The sequence below is a fragment of the Streptomyces sp. FXJ1.172 genome, assembly GCF_001636945.3.
Lineage (GTDB): Bacteria > Actinomycetota > Actinomycetes > Streptomycetales > Streptomycetaceae > Streptomyces.
Genome location: NZ_CP119133.2, coordinates 5,519,518 through 5,538,300, shown reverse-complemented (window position 1 = coordinate 5,538,300; position 18,783 = coordinate 5,519,518). Strand labels below are relative to the sequence as shown.

At 71.9% G+C, this 18,783-nt stretch carries 12 protein-coding genes; 3 read left to right on the top strand and 9 right to left on the bottom strand.

Annotated elements, in window-relative coordinates:
* Positions 1 to 9: 9 nt before the first annotated feature.
* From A6P39_RS24820 to A6P39_RS24800, 5 genes are all read right to left on the bottom strand, one after another.
* A complete protein-coding gene (locus A6P39_RS24820) occupies positions 10 to 672 on the bottom strand; it encodes a SurA N-terminal domain-containing protein (protein WP_067045812.1) in 663 nt (220 codons plus the stop codon).
* 146 nt (positions 673 to 818) lie between these two features.
* Positions 819 to 1,646 (bottom strand): glycoside hydrolase domain-containing protein, encoded by an 828-nt coding sequence (locus A6P39_RS24815; protein ID WP_067045867.1) that lies wholly within the window; start codon positions 1,644 to 1,646, stop codon positions 819 to 821.
* A gap of 236 nt (positions 1,647 to 1,882) precedes the next feature.
* Entirely contained in the window at positions 1,883 to 3,376 is a 1,494-nt protein-coding gene (locus A6P39_RS24810) for a serine/threonine-protein kinase (RefSeq protein WP_267893317.1), read from the bottom strand.
* 38 nt (positions 3,377 to 3,414) lie between these two features.
* A complete protein-coding gene (locus A6P39_RS24805; protein WP_067045807.1) occupies positions 3,415 to 4,044 on the bottom strand; it encodes a hypothetical protein in 630 nt (209 codons plus the stop codon).
* Between the two features lie 131 nt (positions 4,045 to 4,175).
* Positions 4,176 to 6,458 (bottom strand): N-6 DNA methylase, encoded by a 2,283-nt coding sequence (locus tag A6P39_RS24800; protein WP_067045805.1) that lies wholly within the window; start codon positions 6,456 to 6,458, stop codon positions 4,176 to 4,178.
* A 190-nt stretch (positions 6,459 to 6,648) separates the two neighbouring features.
* Between A6P39_RS24800 and A6P39_RS24795 the strand changes: the two genes are divergently transcribed.
* A complete protein-coding gene (locus tag A6P39_RS24795) occupies positions 6,649 to 7,341 on the top strand; it encodes a hypothetical protein (protein ID WP_275883902.1) in 693 nt (230 codons plus the stop codon).
* Between the two features lie 100 nt (positions 7,342 to 7,441).
* Entirely contained in the window at positions 7,442 to 8,176 is a 735-nt protein-coding gene (locus A6P39_RS24790; RefSeq protein WP_067050211.1) for a hypothetical protein, read from the top strand.
* Positions 8,177 to 8,248: 72 nt separating this feature from the next.
* On the opposite strand, the gene A6P39_RS24785 is transcribed toward A6P39_RS24790, so the two are convergent.
* The 4 genes from A6P39_RS24785 to A6P39_RS24770 form a co-directional block, all read right to left on the bottom strand.
* Positions 8,249 to 8,965, bottom strand: a complete 717-nt coding sequence (locus A6P39_RS24785) for an HNH endonuclease family protein (RefSeq protein WP_067050214.1) — start codon at positions 8,963 to 8,965, stop codon at positions 8,249 to 8,251.
* A 363-nt stretch (positions 8,966 to 9,328) separates the two neighbouring features.
* Complete coding sequence (mfd, locus tag A6P39_RS24780; protein WP_067050217.1) at positions 9,329 to 12,862, bottom strand: transcription-repair coupling factor; 3,534 nt, start codon at positions 12,860 to 12,862, stop codon at positions 9,329 to 9,331.
* Positions 12,863 to 13,092: 230 nt separating this feature from the next.
* Positions 13,093 to 15,675 (bottom strand): ABC transporter permease, encoded by a 2,583-nt coding sequence (locus A6P39_RS24775; protein WP_067050220.1) that lies wholly within the window; start codon positions 15,673 to 15,675, stop codon positions 13,093 to 13,095.
* Positions 15,672 to 16,460, bottom strand: coding sequence for an ABC transporter ATP-binding protein (locus tag A6P39_RS24770; protein WP_067050223.1), 789 nt, complete (start codon positions 16,458 to 16,460; stop codon positions 15,672 to 15,674). Before A6P39_RS24770 ends, A6P39_RS24775 begins: the two co-directional genes overlap by 4 nt.
* A 495-nt stretch (positions 16,461 to 16,955) precedes the next feature.
* Here A6P39_RS24770 and A6P39_RS24765 point away from each other — a divergent pair, with 495 nt between their 5' ends.
* A complete protein-coding gene (locus A6P39_RS24765) occupies positions 16,956 to 18,470 on the top strand; it encodes an MFS transporter (RefSeq protein ID WP_067050226.1) in 1,515 nt (504 codons plus the stop codon).
* Positions 18,471 to 18,783 lie beyond the last annotated feature (313 nt).

Genomic DNA, 18,783 nt, shown 5'->3' with positions numbered 1-18,783 from the left:
GGCTGTCCGCTACGCCGGCACCGGCTGTCCGCCGCCGGTCCCGGTGGCCGTCGTGACCTCCCGCACCCAGGGTGTCCTGGCGTCCACCCGGCTGCTCTTCTGCACGTCCCAGGCGCCGTAGCGCGGGTTGAGGTCGATGCGGAGTTCCTGGGAGGCCTTGGACAGCTCCTTCCAGAAGGCGGGTTGGCTGGTGTCGGTGCCGAGCTTCGCCGCCAGCTTCTGCGCCTCCAGCTGGAGCTGGAGGTTGTCGTCGAGACGGGCCGGGGCGATGCCGTACTTCTGCAGCCAGGCGGTCTGCAGCGCCTTGGCGCCGCCGGCCTGCTGCTCCAGGCCCGCGCGCATCTGCTCGACATCCCTGCGGGTGACCGAGATGCCCTCGTCCTGTGCGGCGCGGTGCAGCACCTGGTCGAGGACCATGTTGTGCAGGGTGTCGCGGGTGAGGCTGCTGGTGGAGGCGAGGACCTGCTGGTACTGGGCCTCGTCCGGCACCGCGGCCCGTTGTGCCCTGCGGACCTCGTCGACCCGGCTCTGCAGCTGGGCGACGGTGATCCGCTGCCCTCCGACCACGGCCGCCGCGCCCGGGTGCGCTTCGCTTCCGCAGGCGGTCAGCAGGGGTGCCGCGGCGGCGATCGCGGCGGTGAGGACGAGCGCGGTGCGACGGCGGCGGTGCAAGGAAACCTCCCGAGGAGATTGTGCGACGGTGCACAAAGTCTTGCGGTGATCGATGGTAGGCAGTGAGGAGGCCGGGGCCAACCCATTCGACCAACGATTCACGCGCGCTTCGGGCACCGCCGCACGCGCCCCTTACGCCGCAGGGCTCAGCCGGTGACGGCCACCGGCGCGTCCCACGCGTCGCGGTCGACGGTGAGGGTGACGCCGCCGTACGTCTCCTGGCTGTTGACCATGTACTGGTGGCCGCGGCTGTGGTTCGTGAACCGGGTCGTACCCCACGGCCAGTCCGCGGTCGTCGTGTTCTGCTTGTCCCACAGCGCGTACCAGAGGTTGCCCGGCAGATCCGTCTTGTCCGTGGCGGTCGCGACGGCCTTGGCGCTGGAACTGGAGAAGCCGTAGTAGCCGCTGCGGTACGTCTTCGCGCGCAGTCCCTTGTCGAAGGCACGCACGTAGGTGAGCACGGCGTCGTTGCACGCCTTGTTCGTGATGTCGTACGGCTCCATGTCGAGGTAGACCGGGCTGCCCGCCTTCATGCGGAGCGCGGAGGCCTTGGCGACGGCGTCGGCGGCGTCCTGGGCGCCGAGGGCGGCGGCCGTGGACGCGCTCAGCTTCTCCGGGTTGGAACCCGTCTGGCAGGGCGGCTGGGCACCGACGTAGATCGGGATGAGCTTCCAGCCGAGCGAGCTGACCGACGTCACCCAGGAGGCGGTGAGATTGGGCTGGGCGCAGCCGCGGTTCTTGCCGCCCACGTAGACGGCGGCGGCGCCGTAGAAGCCGGTGTGCCAGGCCTTCATCGCGGACAGCGAGGGCGCCGTGCAGGTGTCGAACGCGCGCCCGGTGAACGTCTTCTGCGCCGGCCACGTGGTGGCGGCCATGGAGGTCTGCGCGGCGATCCCGGTCCCGGCGACCACGGCTGCACCGGCCACCGCCCACGTGATGTGTCTGCGCTTCTTCGACTGCCGATGGCCGGCCATGAACCCCACCCCTTGCGTGCGTCGCCGTTGCCTCTCCCGGCAAGGCGCAGCGCAAGGTATCAGCCGCTCCCGCTAGTGCTGTGGCCGGAAAGGTTTGCCGGAAAGCTCGCGGCGTCCGGTGCGGTGCATCGCAAGGCGGAGCATCGCCCGTGTACTGGATGTACTCGGGTGATGCGACAACGCGGCGAGGTGCCGTGCCGGGCGTCGCGAGCCGGTGAACCTTTCCGGTCGCAGCACTAGCCCCGCACCTGGCCCAGCCATTGCAGGGTGCGCCGGATCTCCAGGGCCATCGGGTGGGCGGGGCCGTGCAGCCGCTCCACGTCCATCAGCAGCCGCGCGAGGGTGTCGTGGGCGGAGGGGCGGTCACCGAGCGCGAGCAGGAGGTGGCCGATGCGCCGGCGCACCTCGTACGCCAGCTGCGGGTCGCCGGAGACGTACTGGTTCTCGTAGTACGGCAGCAGCGCGCGGTACTCGGCGAGCGCCGCCGCCGGCTGGCCGAGCTGCTCCAGGCACTGCGCGGCCTCGTAGCGGTAGCGCAGGGACTGCGGGTCGGCCTGGCCGGCCTCGGCGGCGCGTTCGGCGGTCAGCCGGCGCAGTTCGGGCAGCGCGCGCCGGTACTGGCCGTCGTCCATGAGCGTGGCCGCGTACTGCTTGCGCAGGGAGCGCACGACCGGGGAGTGCTCGCCGTGCTGTTCGGCGGCGGCGGGCAGGATCGCGCCCAGGATGTCCACGGCCTGGGTGATGCGTCCCTCCCCCAGCAGCCGCTTGACCTCGTCCACGGCGGCGGCCACGTCGGGCTTGCCGGCCGCCGGCGGCACAGGGGCGACGGGGGCGGGCTGGGGAGCGGGGGTCCGCGCGCGGTCCGGCCAGGGAGCGTGCGGGCGCAGGAACGGGCGCGTGGGGTCCAAGGGCGCCCCGGTGGGCGTCCCGCGCGCGGGCAGCAGCGGCACCAGGTCCTCGTACACCTCCTGCGCGGAGGCCGGGCGGTGCTGCGGGTCCTTCGCGAGCAGCCGCAGGACGAGCGTCTCCAGCGCCTCGGGGACCTCGAGGCGGATCCGGCGCACGGGCACCGGGGGCTCGTACAGGTGCCGGTGCAGCACGCCGAGCGCCGTGGAGCCCGCGAACGGCACGTCCCCGCTGAGCAGTTCGTGCAGCAGCACGCCGAGCGCGTACAGGTCGGTGTACGGGCCGACCGCGCCGCCCATCGCCTGCTCCGGCGCCATGTAGGCGGGCGAGCCGATCGGGGAGCCGGTGTGGGTCAGGCGGGTGGTGTCGGTGTCCATGACCGAGGCCACGCCCAGATCGAGCACGGTGACCGTGCCGTCCTGCCGCACCATCACGTTGCGCGGCTTGAGGTCGCGGTGGACGATCGGCACGGCGTGCACGGCGCTCAGCACGGCGCACAGTTGCGCGGCGACCGCGACCGCCCACTGCCACGGGTACGGGTCGTGCTCGGCGAGGTGGTCGGAGAGGTCGGCGCCGTCGACGTACTGCATGACGAGGAACAGCTCCTCGCCCTCGCTGCCCGCGTCGTGCACGGTGACCAGGCCGGGGTGGTCGACCTGTGCGGTCACCCGGCACTCGCGCATGAACCGGCGGCGCAGTTCGTCCGCCTCCTGGCCCGCCACCTTGTCGGGGCGCAGCAGCTTCACCGCCACGCGCCGGTCCAGCCGCCGGTCGTACGCCGTCCACACCTGGCCCATGCCGCCCTGCCCTATGAGCGTGGACAGTTCGTACCGGCCGGCGACGACACGTCCCGCCGCCACGCTCACCTGCCGCTCTCGTGGCTGCCGCCCTGCCCGCCGGGGTGCTTGCGCAGGTAGTCGCTGAGTTCGTCGAGTTCGGCGCGCACCTGGTTGATGCGGACGGGCGCGGGGCGCTGCGGCGGTGCGGGAACGGGCGGCCGGGGCACCGGGGTGTGCGTCATCGGGGCCGGGGCGTACGGGGGTTGCTGCGTGCTCGGCGCGGTCGTCGCGGCGAACGGCGGCACGGGCTGCGGATATGCGTAGCCGGGCATCCCGGGCATCAAGGATGTGTGCGCGGCGTAGGCCTGACGGCGCCGGCGGAAGTGGCGTATGTCCGCGTAGAGGTAGTAGCCGGCGCAGGCAGCGGCGTTCAGCAGCAGGATCGTCATGCCCGCGGTGCCGTTCGAGGAGCTGAAGTCGTCGGTGTGGTCGGTGCTGAAGAGAGCGAAGCTGGTGCCGAGGGCCACCACCGATCCCGCGAAGAACCACCACTCGGCGGGCCTGCGCGTCACGATCGCCGCGCGCAGCGGCGCCACCCACGCCAGGAAACCCATGCTGAGGAGCGCCAGCGCCACGAAGAACACGCGCAGCACGACCAGCAACCCGGTCGGGGGTGGCTGCGGCGGAGGCGGCGCGTAGCCGTGGCCTTGCATGGCTGCTCCTGGAGACCTTATGGGTTCGGACGTGTGTACCGGGTCCGAGCGTATAGGCCGCCGCGGACAACCGGTCCGGGTTGTACCGAACCGTTGCCGCGCAGCTCAGCTCCGTACGGGGAGCCGGGCCCTCAGTCCGGTGCCACCGTCCCGTCCGTCAGCCCGTCGTACATCCCGCGTACGAGCTGGTCCCCGAGCCGGCTCGCGTGGCGCAGCGTCCGCTCGAACTCGTCGAGTGCGCGGAAGCGCGCGCCGTAGCGCCGTTGTTCGTCCAGCGGGAGCCGGGGCAGCTGGAGGCGGCGCACGTCCAGCCGGGTCGCGGTGGAGGCGTAGCTGCTGGCCTGCCGGTTGTTCGCGGTACCGCGCAGGAAGCCGGCGAGGAACCACGGGTCGAGCGCCGTGCGATCGGGGCGCAGAAGCACGAGGTTGCGCCCCAGGGCGGCGCCCCCTGTCGCCTCGTCGATCACGCGCGCCACCGAGCCCCCGCCGAGCACCGGTACCACGACATCGCCCGGCTCGGTCAGCACGGCCTCCTCCTCGCTCTCCGGAAGCGTCCCGGAGGGAGCCGTCCCAGCGAGGACGTCGTGGTCGGTGAGTACGGGCACACGCGCGTGGCCGCCGTTTCCACCGGTGCGCATCAACAGCGCGCCCCCGCGCGCGAGTTCGCCGATGGTGGTGAGCGGCCAGCGCGCGCCCGGCGCTGGCGCCGCGGCAGGCGGTGTGAGGTCGGCGGTCAGGCGCAGGGTCGTGCCGAGACGCTCGCGCACCGCCGTGAGCTGCTCGGCACCGTCGGCCACGGCCGCCGGCGGCAGATGCCGGGCGGGCGCGAGGTCGACGTCGTCGTCGAGGAGTTCGATGACCGGCACGGAACGCGCGAGCCCCGGCCGTTCCGCCGGCCGGCCGGTGCGCTCGAAGGCCCGCCAGGCGTCCAGGACGGCCTCGCGCACCGCGGCCCAGTCCGGACCGCCGCGCCCCTCCCCGGCGAACCTCCCCGTGTCCACGAGCAGCACCTCGGGCGCCGCGGGCGTGCGGTCGGGCCGGCGCAGCACCCACACGTGCAGCGGGATGTTGTACGGCGGCGCCGCGCCGACCGGCAGCGCGACCACGGCCCTGAGCGCCCCCCGGCGCAGCAGATCGGCGCGGATCCGGCGCCCGGAGCGGCGGGAGGCCGCGGCCGGCGGCATCAGCAGCACGGCGGTACCGCCGTCGGCCAGCCGGGCCAGCGCGTGCTGCACCCAGGCCAGTTCGGACTCGGTGCGGGCCGGGAAGCCGTACTCCCAGCGCGGGTCGTAGGCGAGTTCGTCATGGCCCCAGTTGCGCTCGTTGAACGGCGGATGGCACAGCACCGCGTCGGCGCGCAGTGCGGGGTAGGCGTCGGCGCGCAGGGTGTCCCCGGCAGCGCCACGCACCCGGGCCGGGGAGTGCAGCGCCAGCCGCAGCGCGGTGATCGCGGCCAGGTCGGGGGCGCTGTCCTGGGCGTACACCTCCTGGTCGGGGCGGGTGCCGACGGCCCGCAGGAGGGCGCCGGTGCCGCAGGCCGGGTCCAGGACGGTACGGGCGGGACCGGCGAGGTCGGCCATGAGCCCGGCGAGTTCGGCCGGGGTGAGCGTGTACTGGCGGGGATTGGCGTCCAGGTGCCGGCCCAGCAGGAACTCGAAGGCCTGCCGCGCCCCCGCCTCCGCGGCCAGCTCCGCGGCACCGCGCAGGAGGGGGACGGAGGGGAAGAGCTGGGGGCCGGTGGGGGTGCGCAGGGCGGGGGCGGCGTGAACGGCCGGCGTGCTGTGAACAGTTGGCGGGGTGTTCACAGCCTGGCCGTCGCGGGACACGTCCACGGCCTGGGCGTCACGGGACACGTCCACAGCCTGTGTACCACCGGGCGCGTTCACAGCCGGCATCTCGGCGGACGGGTTCACAGCGGGCATTCCGCCGGCCGCGTTCACACCTTGCGCCTCACCGGATGAGTTCACAGCCGTACCGGCGTCCCCGCGCCCGCCGGTGTGAACCCACTGGCCCGGACCGCCCCCGAAGCGCGGGGTCAGCACCTGCTCCAGCGCGCCGGGCAGCATCGCGGCCAGGCGTTCGTCCGAGCCGGCGCTCGCGTCGAGCCAGACGGCGGGACGCTCATGGATCAGCAACAGGGCGCAGCCCGTGTGCGTCAGGGCGGTCAGCGGGCCCGCCGGGTGGCCGGCGAGTTGTTGCCAGACCCGTTCCCGCAGGGGTACTTCCGCGAGTTTGCCCTGCTTGCGCAGCCAGGCCTCGACCTCGGCGAGCGCGAAGGAGGGACTGGTCTCGGTGCCGCCCATCGGCTTGGGGAAGTCGGCGTGCCGGCGGCGCCAGTTGCTGACGGCCGCGCGGCCCACCCCGGCCAGCCGGGCGATACCGGCCGCGGTCACTTCTGTCGCGTTGTCCTGCACCGGCCCCGCTCCCCTCGTCCCGTGTGTGCGCCGAGCATACCGGCGCACACAGGATCGATGCATTCACGACCGTGTACACAACTGATGCCGTGAACCGTGTTGACTCGGTTCACAGGCTCTGCTCTTATTGACCCAGCGAACGAGCGGTCGCCGGAGGGGGAGGCCGCCACGTTGGGGAGGGGAATTCGCCATGGGCATGAAGGCCAGGATCGCGCTGGGCGCCGTCGTGGGGATCGCCGTCATCGGTGCCGTGTCCGCGAACGCGGGGAGTGACGGCAAGCACGGCGGTTCGGGCGGCAGCGGCAAGGGCTCCTCCGCCTCCGCCGGGCACCAGCCCGGCGCGGCGAAGGGCTCGGCCGACGGCGGGGCCGCCGCCGGGAAGAAGGCCGCCCTCGCCGGCGACGGCGAGTACCAGGTCGGCTCCGACGTGAAGCCGGGCACGTACCGCACGAGCGGCAACACCGACGACATGTGCTACTGGGAGCGCGCCAAGGACGCCAAGGGCGAGACGGACTCGCTGCTGGCCAACGACAACGTCAGCGGCACGAGTTACGTGACCGTCAAGGCCACCGACAAGATCTTCAAGTCCAGCGGCTGCAAGGACTGGGAGGCCGTCGACCCCAAGGCGAAGGGCACGCCCGCCTCCTCGATGGCCGGTAACGGCGGGATGTTCAAGGTCGGCACGGACATCGCGCCGGGCACCTACCGGTCCACCGGGAGCAAGGACGACTCCTGCTACTGGGAGCGCGCCAAGGACGCCGAGCACGGCGTGGACTCGATCATCGCCAACAACAACGTGACCGGCACGGCCGTCGTGACCATCAGCCCCACCGACGCCTACTTCAAGACGACCGGCTGCGGCGACTGGAAGAAGGCGTCCTGACCGGGCCCGTCCGGTAACACGAGCAACCGCGCGTACGCATACCACTTTGTTCTGTCTTTTCTCTCTGTTTCCTCCACTCCACCCATTCCGAAGGACTGTCATGCGCCACTCGTCCCGCGTCGCCACTCTGCTCGCCGTCGCGGCACTCCCCCTGGCCCTCACCGCCTGCTCGTCCGGTTCATCCGGTTCGTCCGGCGGGTCCGCCGGCACCGGTGCGAGCGCCGCGCCGGCCAAGGCGAAGGACCCGGCCGCCGCTCTGGCCACCGGTACGCAGCTGAGGGGAGTGCTGGCACCCGCGTCGGCGTTCCCGGCCGGGCTCACCCCTGAGGCGGACGGCGCCTCGGACAGCGGCGGCTCGCTCCTCCCGCCCTCCGGCAAGAGCGCCGGGAAGCCGGACTGCACCAGGCTGGAGGGCACGTCCTGGATCCAGGCGACCGGCCGCAAGGGGGGCGAGTCGTTCGCGCAGAACGACTACGCGAACAAGGACAAGACCCAGGAAGTGGCCCAGGAGATCGACGAGTTCCAGGGCACCACGGCGACGACGGTGATGAAGGAGCTGCGCACCGCCGCCACCGAGTGCGCCGTGTTCACGGACACCGACACCCACGCCAAGGTGAAGCTCACGGGCCGGTCCACGTCCGGGCTCGGTGACGAGGCCTACACGATGACCCTGACGAGCGGCGCCTGGCAGAACGGCACCACGCTCGTCGCGGTCCGTTCCGGCAGCGCCGTGGTCACCGTTCTGTCCACGGCGGGCACCGACAACGGCGCGGCGTCCGCACAGAAGGTGACGACCCGGATCCTGGGCTCCCTGAAGGACATGAAGACCGCCTGACCCCCGACGACCGGCGCTGAGCCGAGCCGAGCCGAGCCCTTCGGGCCGCGGCTCGGCTCAGCCGTGCTCGGCTCACTTCGCCGTGAAGCGCTCCGGCGCCTTGGTCGGGTTGCCGCCCGAGGGGAGCTTCTGGTCCGGGCAGCCGGCGAGGACCTTCTTCATCGCGGCCTTCTCGGCGTCGGTGACCCACAGGCCGTACTTCTTCTTGACGGCGACCTGGGTGGCCACATAGGTGCAGCGGTACGCCCCGTTGGGCGGCAGCCAGGTGGCCGCGTCGCCGTCCCCCTTGCCGCGGTTGGTGCTCGCGTCGACCGCGATGAGGTTGAGGGGGTCGTTGGCGAGCGCTATGCGCTTGCTCGCGTCCCAGTACTTGGCACCCTTCTGCCAGGCGTCGGAGAGCGGGACGACGTGGTCGATGTCGACCTGGCTGGCGCCGCGCTTGTAGGTGATCTCCTTGCCGGAGTAGGGGTCGGGTTCGAGCAGCCCGTACGTGACCTTGCAGGTGCCGCCGGTGGTCTTCACGTCCTTGAGATCGCGCTTGAGCACGTCGTCGCGGGTGTCGCAGGAGTTGGAGTCGGTGTCCGCCCAGGCGGCACCGAACCGGGCCCGTGAGTAACCGGTCTTCGGGGCCCGCCCCTTGACGGCCAGTGAGTCGGCGGCGGACATGACCGCGCCGTTGCCGCCGGACCGCTCGGGCCCGGAGGTCCCCTTGGTCTTGTCCGTGGTGCAGCCGGCCACGGCGGTCAGCACCACCACGGCGGCGACCGCCCCGCCCCTCAGACGTGTCACGGTACGTCCCCCCTCGCTCGCTCACCCTGGCCCGCCGGCGGGCCCAGGCGGAATCGTTCCTTCCCTTACGTTAACCGCCCGGCAGCCGACCGCAGATGGCACCCAAAGGGGCCTACCGGGGCAATTCGGCAGCCGAGTTGGGGCACGGGGAGCCCGCCGGGGGGAGTACGGCCGCGGCACGCATGCGCCCGCTCACTTCCGTGTCCCCGCGGGGGACTTGACCTTGACGCCGGTGTCAGGGTCCGACGATCCCGGCATGACACACGAGAGCGTTCAGCACCCCCGTACCGTCCTCGTCACCGGCGCGGGCAGGTATCGGCCGGGCCACCGCGCGCGTTCGCCCCCGCTCCCCTCTCCGGCCTGCTACGAGCCCAGGATCGAGGCGAGGAACTCGCCGACCCAGCCCAGCAGTTCGCGGCCGACCAGCGGCTTGCCGCCGACCTTGGCGGTCTTCGGGCGCGGGACCAGTACCTGGTGCACGGCCGGCTTGATGACCGTGCCCGGATACAGGCGCTTGACCCGCAGTTCCTGGGACTCGCGCAACTCCACGGGTGCGAAGCGGATGTTGGTGCCCTGCAGGACGATCTCGCCGACGCCGCACGCGCGCGCGAGCATCCTGAGGCCGGCCACCAGCAGCAGGTTCTCCACCGGCTCGGGCAGCTTGCCGTAGCGGTCGGTGAGTTCCTCGCGGACGGCCTTGATGTCCTCCTCGGAGTTGGCGGAGGCGATGGCGCGGTAGGCCTGCAGGCGCAGGCGCTCGCCGGGCGCGTAGTCGTGCGGGACGTGCGCGTCGACGGGCAGCTCGATCTTGACCTCGAGCGGCGGCTCCTCCTCGATCTCCCCCGTCTCCAGCTGGCGCCGGTAGTCCGCGACGGCCTCGCCGACCATGCGGACGTACAGGTCGAAGCCGACGCCCGCGATGTGCCCGGACTGCTCGCCGCCGAGCAGGTTGCCCGCGCCGCGGATCTCCAGGTCCTTCATCGCCACGTACATGCCCGCACCCATCTCGGTGTGCTGGGCGATCGTCGCCAGGCGCTCGTGCGCGGTCTCCGTGAGCGGCTTCTCCGGCGGGTACAGGAAGTAGGCGTACCCGCGCTCGCGGCCCCGGCCGACGCGGCCGCGCAGCTGGTGCAGCTGGGACAGGCCGAAGGTGTCGCCCCGCTCCACGATGAGGGTGTTGGCGTTGGAGATGTCGATGCCGGACTCGACGATCGTGGTCGAGACGAGCACGTCGAACTTCTTCTCCCAGAAGTCGACGACGACCTGCTCCAGCGCCGACTCCGACATCTGGCCGTGGGCCGTCGCGATGCGCGCCTCGGGGACGATCTCGCGCAGCCGGGCCGCCGCGCGGTCGATGGACTCGACCCGGTTGTGGATGTAGAAGACCTGGCCCTCGCGCAGCAGTTCACGACGGATGGCCGCACCGATCTGCTTCTCCTCGTACGGCCCGACGAAGGTGAGCACCGGGTGGCGCTCCTCCGGGGGCGTGGTGATCGTGGACATCTCACGGATGCCGGTGACCGCCATCTCCAGGGTGCGCGGGATCGGGGTCGCGGACATGGTCAGGACGTCGACGTTGGCGCGGAGCTTCTTCAGCTGCTCCTTGTGCTCGACGCCGAAGCGCTGCTCCTCGTCGACGATGACCAGGCCCAGGTCCTTGAACCTGGTCTCGGAGGAGAACAGCCGGTGGGTGCCGATGACGACGTCCACCGCGCCCTCCTTCAGGCCCTCCAGGACGGCCTTGGCCTCGGTGTCGGTCTGGAAGCGCGACAGGGCCTTCACGCTCACCGGGAACTGGCCGTACCGCTCGGAGAACGTCCCGAAGTGCTGCTGCACCAGCAGGGTCGTGGGCACGAGGACGGCGACCTGCTTGCCGTCCTGTACGGCCTTGAAGGCGGCGCGCACCGCGATCTCGGTCTTGCCGTAGCCGACGTCGCCGCAGATCAGGCGGTCCATGGGGACCGACTTCTCCATGTCCTCCTTGACCTCGGCGATGGTGGTGAGCTGGTCCGGGGTCTCGGCGTAGGGGAAGGCGTCCTCCAGCTCGCGCTGCCAGGGGGTGTCGGTGCCGAAGGAGTGGCCGGGGGCGGCCATGCGCGCGCTGTAGAGCTTGATCAGGTCGGCGGCGATCTCCTTGACGGCCTTCTTCGCCCGGGCCTTGGTCTTCGTCCAGTCGGCGCCGCCGAGGCGGTGCAGGGTGGGGGCCTCGCCGCCGACGTACTTGGTGATCTGCTCCAGCTGGTCGGTCGGGATGTACAGCCGGTCGCCGGGCTGGCCGCGCTTGGCGGGCGCGTACTCCACGACCAGGTACTCGCGGGTGGCGCCCTGGACGGTGCGCTGCACCATCTCGATGTAGCGGCCGACGCCGTGCTGTTCGTGGACGATGTAGTCGCCCGGCTCCAGGGTGAGCGGGTCGATGGTCTTGCGGCGGCGGGCCGGCATCCGCGCGCCCTCGCGGCCGGCGGTGCGCTGCCCGGACAGGTCGGTCTCGGTGAGCACGGCGAGCTTCAGGCCCGGGTCCACGAAGCCGTACTCGATCGAGCCGCAGGAGACGTGCACCACCGACGGGCTCAGCGCGGCGAGGTCGGCGTCCAGGCGGGCGGGGATGCCCTCGCCGCCGAGGACCTCCACGGTGCGGGCGGCGGGGCCGTGGCCCTCGGTGACGAACACCGCGCGCCAGCCGTCGGCGAGCCAGCCCTTGGTGTCGGCGAGGGCCCGCGCGGTGTCGCCGCGGTAGGCCTCGGGCGCGTGCATGCCGAGCTTGAGGGTGTCCGCGTCGAGTTCTTCGTCGGCGGCGAAGGGGGACACCGACCACCACATCATGTCCAGCTCGCGCGCGCGGTCGCGGACGTCGGCGATGGACCACAGGGAGGCCGCGCCGACGTCGATCGGGGCCTCGCCGCCGCCCGCTGTGGCCGCCCAGGAGGCCTGGAGGAACTCCTGGGAGGTGGCCACGAGGTCGGCGGCGCGCGTGCGGACCCGCTCGGGGTCGCAGACGACGGCCATGGCGCCCTTGGGCAGGACGTCGAGGAGCAGCTCCATGTCGTCGACCAGGACCGGGGCGAGGGATTCCATGCCCTCGACCGCGATGCCCTCGGCGATCTTGTTCAGCAGTTCGCCCAGCTCGGGGTGCTCCTCGGCGAGGGCACGCGCGCGTGCGCGGACGTCGTCGGTGAGCAGCAGCTCGCGGCACGGCGGGGCCCACAGGCCGTGCTCGGCGACTTCGAGGGAGCGCTGGTCGGCAACCTTGAAGTAGCGGATCTCCTCGACCTCGTCGCCCCAGAACTCCACGCGCAGGGGGTGTTCCTCGGTGGGCGGGAAGACGTCCAGGATGCCGCCGCGCACGGCGAACTCGCCGCGCTTCTCGACCAGCTCCACGCGCGCGTAGGCGGCGGCCGCGAGGGCTTCCACGACGTCGTCCAGGTCGGCGCTCTGCCCGGTCCTCAGCGCCACCGGTTCCAGGTCGCCGAGGCCCTTGACCTGCGGCTGGAGGACGGATCGTACGGGAGCCACGACGACGGAGACCGGGCCGGTCCCGGGGTCGTCGGGGCGGGGGTGGGCGAGGCGGCGCAAGGCGGCGAGGCGGCGGCCGACGGTGTCGCTGCGCGGGCTGAGCCGCTCGTGCGGCAGGGTCTCCCAGGAGGGGTACTCCACGACGCCGTCGGCGGGCAGCAGGGAGCGCAGGGCCGCGGCCAGGTCCTCGGCCTCGCGGCCCGTCGCCGTGACCGCGAGCACGGGGCGGCCTGCCTCGCGGGCGAGTGCGGCGACCGCGAGGGGGCGGGCCGCCGGCGGGCCGACGAGGTCGACATGCATGCGGTTGCCGTCCGCGGCCGCCGTGATCGCTTCGGCGAGGGCGGGGTCCTTGACGACGGCGTCGAGCAGACCGTGCAGGCTCATGGAGGGGCTTTCCGTCCGGGGGTGGGGCAACGCGAAGAACCCGACTCGTGCGAGGGCCGGGGGTTCTCCAGCCTACGACGCTGCGCTCGGCTGTGCCGGAGGCTGTGGACAACCCGGGCCGGGCGTCCCGCGACGGCGAACGACCCGGTGCCGGGAGTCCCCAGGACTCCCGGCACCGGGTTCTCCCCCGCAACCCCCGTATGCGGTGGTCGTAGGACCAGCTCCGGCGGCTAGTCGGTCGCGATGGCGTTCAGGACGTTCATCCGGCCCGCGCGGAACGCCGGGATCAGGGCGGCGAACAGGCCCACGAAGGCCGAGGCGACGAAGACGGTGATGATCGTCGGCCAGGGGATGTCGAGGATCTTCAGCCCCTGGAGCGCGAGGAGCTTCTGGGCGGTCGCGCCCCAGCCCATGCCCAGGCCGAGGCCGAGCAGGGCGCCGAAGAGGGCGATCACCACGGACTCCAGGCGGATCATGCGGCGCAGCTGGCGGCGGGAGAGGCCGATGGCCCGCATGAGGCCGATCTCCCGGGTCCGCTCGACCACCGACAGGGCCAGGGTGTTCACGACACCCAGGACCGCGACGATGATCGCGAGCGCCAGCAGGCCGTAGATCATGTTCAGCAGCTGGCCGATCTGGTCCTTCAGCGCCTTCTTGTAGTCGGTCTGGTCGCGCACGGTCAGCTGCGGGTAGCCGTCGTGCAGGGCCGACTTCAGCGCCTTGTAGGCGGCCGCCTGCTGTCCGTCCTTGGCGGTGGCGAAGACCATCTGGTCCAGCGGCATCCTGTCGGCGGGCACGTACTTGGCGAGCGTGGCGAGCGACGTGTAGTCGGCGCCCTGGTCGATCACGTCGTCGCTGCTGGTGATCGCGCGGACCGTCAGACGGGCGGTGGAGCCGTCCTTGAACGCGATGGTGTTCTTCGAGCCGAGGTGGATGCCGTGGGCCTTGGCGAACTTCTCGGGGACGGACATCGAGTCGGGCAGGTAGGCGTCCTTGAGGTTGCCGGCGACGGTCTTCTTGCGCAGGTCGGTCGCGTACGTCGGGTCGGCGGCCGTGATGTCCGTGTCCTTGAGCGTCTGGCCGTCCGGGGTGGTGAAGTCGGCCTGGGCCGGCCGGTACTCGGTGACCCGGGCGAGCCCCGGGGTGTCCTTGATGAGCCTGACCGCCTGCGGGGTGATGAGCTGCTGGTTGTCCGGCTGGACGATGAAGTCCGTGCCGACGGTCTTGTCGAGCTGGTCGGTGGCCGAGGCCACCATGGAGGAGCCGACCACCGACAGGCAGGCGACCAGGGCGAGGCCGATCATCAGGGCCGCGCCGGTGGCGCCGGTGCGGCGCGGGTTGCGCAGCGCGTTGCGCTCGGCCATCCGCCCGACCGGGCCGAAGATCCGCAGGACGATCGCGCCGAGGACGCGGACCACTCCGGCGGCGAGCAGCGGGCCGATGACGACGAAGCCGATCAGCGTGGCCACCACGCCGAGGCCCAGCCAGCCCGAGCCGGCCTTGGCCTTGTCGGCGGTGCCGGCGACGTACAGGCTGAAGCCGCCGGCGCCGGTGAGGAGCAGGCCGATCACGGCCCGGATCACACCGGACTTGGCGTCGGCCGGGGTGCCGGCGTCGCGCAGGGCGGCCATCGGGGAGATCTTGCCGGCCCGCCGGGCGGGCAGGTAGGCGGCCAGGACGGTGACCACGACGCCGAGGAGCACGCCGACGGCGGGCGTCGTCCAGGCGATGGTCAGGTCGTCGGTGGACAGGTGCATGCCCATCTGGCCCATGAGCTTCATCAACCCGACCGCGATGCCGACGCCCGCGCCGACGCCGAGCACGGAGCCGATCACGCCGAGCAGCAGCGCCTCGATCAGCACGGACCGGTTGACCTGCTTGCGGGAGGAGCCGATGGCGCGCATCAGGCCGATCTCGCGGGTGCGCTGGGCGACCAGCATGGAGAAGGTGTTGATGATCAGGAAGATGCCGACGAGGAAGGCGATCCCGGCGAAGCCGAGCATCGCGTACTTCATGACGTTCAGGAAGCTCTTGACGCTCTTCTGGTTGGCGTCGGCGACCTCCTTGGCGGTCTGCACCTTGTAGCCGTGGCCGAGGGCGGCCGTGACGTTCGCCTTCAGCTGGTCGTTCGTCACGCCCTTGGCGGCGGTGACGTTGATGTTGGTGTAGACGCCGGTCCGGCCGACCAGGGTCTGCTGGGCGGTCGTGGTGTCCAGGTAGAAGATGGCCGCGCCCGGGTTGGTGACCTTGAAGGCGGCGATGCCGGACACGCGCGCGTGGTGCGTGCCGACGACCGAGATCATGCCGATGTCGGAGCCGATCTTCAGGTGGTGCTTGTCGGCGGTGTCCTCGTCGACCATGACCTGGTCCGGGCCCTTGGGCGCCGTACCGGAGGTGATCTTCATGGTGCGGGCGTCGTTGCCGTTCCAGCTGCCCACGATGGTCGGCGCGCCGCTGCTCGGCGACAGCTTGTCCTTCTTGGCGTCGATCACGGTGACCGAGGTGGAGAACACCGTGCCCTCGGCCTTCTGCACGCCCTGGGCGCCGCGGACCGTGCCGACGACGGAGGCCGGCATGACCGGCGGCTTGCCGGTGCGGGAGGTCGTCTCGCCGGTGTCGGAGGAACCCTTCGCGCTGACCGTGACGTCCGAGGACGTGGCCTGGAAGAGCTTGTCGAAGGTGGTGTTCATGGTGTCGGTGAACACCAGCGTGCCGCAGACGAACGCCACCGACAGCAGGACCGCGACCGCCGACAGCGCCATCCGGCCCTTGTGCGCGAAGAAGTTGCGCATCGAGGTCTTCAGGACGGTCATGACGTACGCCCCCGGGCGTCGAAGTCCTTCATGCGGTCCAGGACCTGATCGGCCGTCGGCTGGTACATCTCGTCGACGATCCGGCCGTCGGCGAGGTACAGCACGCGGTCCGCGTAGGAGGCGGCCACGGGGTCGTGCGTGACCATCACGATGGTCTGGCCGAGTTCGTCCACCGAGCGGCGCAGGAAGCCCAGGACCTCGGCGCCCGCGCGCGAGTCGAGGTTTCCGGTCGGCTCGTCCCCGAAGATGATCTCCGGGCGGGCGGCGAGCGCGCGGGCCACGGCGACGCGCTGCTGCTGTCCGCCGGAGAGCTGGGTCGGCCGGTGCTTGAGGCGTCCGGCGAGGCCGACGGTCTCCACGACCCGGTCCAGCCAGGCCTTGTCCGGCTTGCGGCCGGCTATGTCCATGGGCAGCGTGATGTTCTCGAGCGCGTTCAGCGTCGGCAGCAGGTTGAACGCCTGGAAGATGAAGCCGATCCGGTCCCGGCGCAGCTGGGTGAGCTTCTTGTCCTTCAGGCCGGTGATTTCGGTCTCGTCCAGGTAGATCTGCCCGCTGGTGACGGTGTCGAGGCCGGCGAGGCAGTGCATCAGGGTGGACTTGCCGGACCCCGAGGGGCCCATGATCGCGGTGAACTGACCGCGGGCGATGTCCACGTCGACGTGGTCGAGGGCGACGACACGGGTCTCGCCGGCCCCGTACGCCTTCACGACCTGCCGCGCCCGCGCGGCAACGGCCGTAGGCCCTCCAGTACCCCCGTGCCTGGGAATGGTCACAGCCGATGTCACGGTATGTCTCCTATGTCGGTCGGCAGGTCGATGAGTGGTTGCGGTGCGCCCCGGTGGCGCGCCGGCTGACGTCGATGAGTCTCGCGGTCGGCGGCGGTGCCGCGCGCTGGTGCGAAGCCCCGTCTTTTCGGGGGGTAAACCCCACCTCGCCGGTTCGCCCGTCCGCCCCCCAGCGGCGTAAAGCCAGGTTAAGGACCGGACCCGGTCCGTCTCCTCCTCCGCCGGGACGAACCCTCCCCGGGCCGTAGTACGGAGACACCCCTAGGGGTGCTCCACCTCCGGGCGGACCCGTTCTCGGGGTCGTCTCCACCCTTCGGCGCCCCGGGCTCCACCTTTCGACGCGTCGAGCCTCCACCCTCCCGCTGCGTCAGGGTCAAGTCCCGCCGGTCGCGGAACGCTCGCGGACGCAGATAGCTGCAAGGGCCACGGGGTAGGTTCGGGCAGGGACTCGGGGAGCGGGTCGACGACTCAGTGGGCCAAGGGGAGGGGTTTGCGGTGGGGAGTACGACACCCGCGATACGCGGCGGCACCGGCACACGGCAGGAGACCCGGCGGCGCGGGGCGGTCGTCGCCGCGCTGATGCTGGCGATGGCGCTGGCGGCGCTCGACTCCACCATCGTCTCCACGGCCGTGCCGCAGATCGTCGGCGACCTCGGCGGGTTCTCCGTCTTCTCCTGGCTGTTCTCGGGCTATCTGCTCGCCGTCACCGTCTCGCTCCCCGTCTACGGCAAGCTGTCCGACACCTTCGGCCGCAAGCCCGTCCTCGTGGTGGGCGCGGCCGTGTTCCTGCTGGGCTCGCTGGTGTGCGCGGCGGCCTGGAACATGGCGGCGCTGATCGCCTTCCGGGTCGTGCAGGGCCTGGGCGGCGGCGCGTTGCAGGGCACCGTGCAGACGCTGGCCGCGGATCTGTATCCGCTCGAGGAACGCCCGAAGATCCAGTCGAAGCTGTCCACGGTGTGGGCGGTGTCGGCGATCGCCGGGCCGGGGCTCGGCGGGGTACTCGCCGCGTACGCCGACTGGCGCTGGATCTTCCTGGTCAACCTGCCGATCGGAGCCGCCGCGCTGTGGCTGATCGTCCGCCATCTGCACGAGCCGCAGCGGGTGAAGCCGAAGGACGCGGGCACCACGGCACGCGCGCGTGTGGACTGGGCCGGCGCGCTCGCGGTGTTCGCGGCCGGCGGGGTGCTGCTGACCGCGCTGGTGCAGGGCGGGGTCGCCTGGCCGTGGCTGTCGGCGCCGTCGCTGGCGCTGTTCGCGGCCGGCCTGGCACTGACCGGGCTCGTGGTCGTGGTGGAGCGGCGGGCCGCGCAGCCGGTCATCCCGGGGTGGGTGTGGCGGCGCCGGACGATCGCGGCCGTCAATCTGGCGCTCGGCGCGCTGGGACTGCTCATGGTGGCGCCGAGCGTGTTCCTGCCGACGTACGCCCAGTCGGTGCTCGGACTCGCGCCCGTGGCCGCCGGATTCGTGCTGTCGGTGTGGACACTGAGCTGGCCGGTGTCGGCGGCGCTCAGCCAGCACGTCTACCGCCGTATCGGCTTCCGCGACACCGCGCTGCTCGGCATCGGCCTGGCGGCGCTGATCCTGTTCGCGTTCCCGTTCCTGCCGTATCCCGGGTCGTGGTGGCAGCCGACGCTGCTGATGCTGCTGCTGGGCGGCGCGCTGGGCCTGTTCCAGCTGCCGCTGATCGTCGGTGTGCAGTCGACGGTGGGCTGGTCGGAGCGGGGCACCACGACCGCGTCCGTGCTGTTCTGCCGGCAGACCGGACAGACCCTGGGCGCCTCGCTGTTCGGCGCCGTCGCCAACGGGGTGCTGGCCGCACGGCTGGGCGGCGCGGGCGACCTGGACTCCGTCACGCGCGCGTTGAACGCCGGTACGGCCCCGGAGGCGACCCGGCGGGCGATCGCCGACGCGGTGCACGCGGTGTACCTCGGCGCGGCCGGCGCGGCGGCACTGGCGTTCCTGGTGCTGCTGCTCCTGGCGCCGCGGCGGTTCCCGGTCCGGGGCGAGTGAGCGGGCACGCGCAGTTGCCGGCAGAGCGCGGTTAACGCGGGTAACACCCCAGGTCGGAAACGTTTTTGCGAAGTAAGCGCATACCGACCGCCCAGTTTGGTGAAAACGCCGCACGGCTCGGGACCCGCGAGTAGCGTGCGTGGCTCCACACCCCCCACCTCCCTGCGGTCCGCCGCCACGGACCCGAGCCACGCAAGGAGCCCCGGGATGTTCCACGACCCGCCGCACCCCCCACACACGCCCTACGATCCACCCCGTCCGCCGCGCCGCCCCTCCCCTTGGCCTTACGACGCGTCCCCTTCGCCGTACGACC